Raw genomic sequence first — 1,743 nt, 5'->3', positions numbered from 1 at the left:
GTTAAAGACTCCATGTATAAAATCAATGTGCATGAGATTTTTGAAAAAATGGCAAAGCTCTTGGTTGAAGATCGTCAGCATGAGCTGACTATGCTCGCCAAGGAACTCGGAAAGAATGGTGCACAGAACGACTTTCCCTTAGTCTTAAAGCTGTCTTAAAGCTGGAATTGCTCCAGGCGTTTCGTAAATTATATTGGAATTTCTTGCATAACTATCATAAGCATGTCGAGCTTGACATGGAGGGTGTGTTTCAACTCGGAATCAAAACCAATTTTATGTTGGACCATTATATTTTCCATTATTTTTCGAGCTATATCGAGTACAAGGATGAATTGCTTCGTTCTCACCGCGAAACGATCGATGAATTGTCCGTCCCCATTATTCCTTTATCATCCTCGATGGCGGTGCTGCCCATTGTCGGAACATTGGATACCTATCGGGCGAAAAGAGTCCAGGAACGGACATTAAATCAGATCTCCAGCCTGAAAATCCAAAAAATTATTATCGATTTGTCCGGCGTTGCGTTTATGGATACGGCTGTGGTGGGACATTTGTTCCGAATTGTAGAGGGAATTGGCTTGCTCGGATGTAAAGCGATTATAACAGGTATTCGCCCGGAAATCGCGAACACCATGATCGAATTAGGGATCCTATTTACTGAAAAGGTTGACACCAAAGCAACTTTGCAACAAGCCTTGGAAGAATATCAATAAACCCGAGCTTGGGTCGTAAGCTATTTAAAAATAAGGATCGGATTAATAGTGTTTAACGATTATTTGGCTTTGAATTGCGAATCTGCCAGGTAAGTATTCGGTATTTGCTGTCCGAAGGACCTCCATCTTCTCATTCAATAAATAGAGCTTGGTTTGGTCTTGTACAAGAACGGTCCGATCTTCACCAACCTGAAAGTCGGCTCTCTCTGACGAAAGTTGTTTTTTTCCTGCAAGTCCTTTGGCATTAAACTTATAAATTGTATTGCCGATCACTATCACAAATTCATCCTTATATCCATTTCCATCATAATAATTATCCCGCCATTGTGTACCAGTAAACTTTTTTGACCAAAGTAGGGCCCCATTCTTATTCTTTGCTAGAACAGTCGTCACGTTTTTCGCTTTATCAAAACCAGTGTAATATAGGGTACCGTCCGAAGATATTCCGCGAAAATCGTCTTTGCCAAAAGTAACGTCTGTTTTGAACTTGAAGTTTAGGTTGTCATCATAGAAGGAAACCCGTGCCTTGGTTTTTCCGAGACTCGAATAAGTGAATAGGTAGCCATTCTGGTAATCGTCAACGTATTCGTTCAACTGTTTCTTTTGCAGTAGTTTGCCAGTGGAATCAAAACGATAGATATTATACTTATAAGTGTTCAGCCGAATGTAGACGAGCAGAGTTTTGTTTTTTAGCATGAACATACCTGCAATTCCTTGACTAGAATCCTTCTCAGGGAAAGTTTTACTCCATAAAACTTTCCCTTCTTTGCTAGTTGCTTTTAAATGATAATTTTGATTTTTACCTCTATCTGTGTATATAGTATAAATCTCTCCTTTTTCGCCTATTTTAGCTGTTTTTCCCCAATCAACATATTGTTGACTATCTGATTTGAACGTGGTTTGAAGGGAGCCTTTAGTATCGTCCAAAATAGAAAAGTTGGTGTAATTATAATACTTTGAAGAGGAGGAAGAATCATCTTCAAACCAAGGACTACTATACTTCACATAGAGTTGTTTGCCGAATTTTTGC

At 39.1% G+C, this 1,743-nt stretch carries 2 protein-coding genes; one reads left to right on the top strand and one right to left on the bottom strand.

What is annotated here, in order from left to right; translation table 11 throughout:
• The first annotated feature begins 245 nt into the window (after positions 1 to 245).
• The gene (locus POTG_RS11195) at positions 246 to 713 is read left to right on the top strand and encodes an STAS domain-containing protein (RefSeq protein WP_050769748.1); all 468 of its coding nucleotides are present in this window, start codon (positions 246 to 248) and stop codon (positions 711 to 713) included.
• A gap of 42 nt (positions 714 to 755) precedes the next feature.
• Here POTG_RS11195 and POTG_RS11190 read toward each other — a convergent pair.
• On the bottom strand, positions 756 to 1,743 hold a 988-nt coding region (locus POTG_RS11190; protein ID WP_198136191.1), incomplete at its 5' end, for a hypothetical protein.

The organism is Paenibacillus sp. oral taxon 786 str. D14, assembly GCF_000159955.1.
Classification (GTDB): Bacteria; Bacillota; Bacilli; order Paenibacillales; family Paenibacillaceae; genus Fontibacillus; species Fontibacillus phoenicis.
The sequence above is the reverse complement of the archived record's forward strand: the minus strand, read 5'-3'. Positions and strand labels throughout refer to the sequence as shown.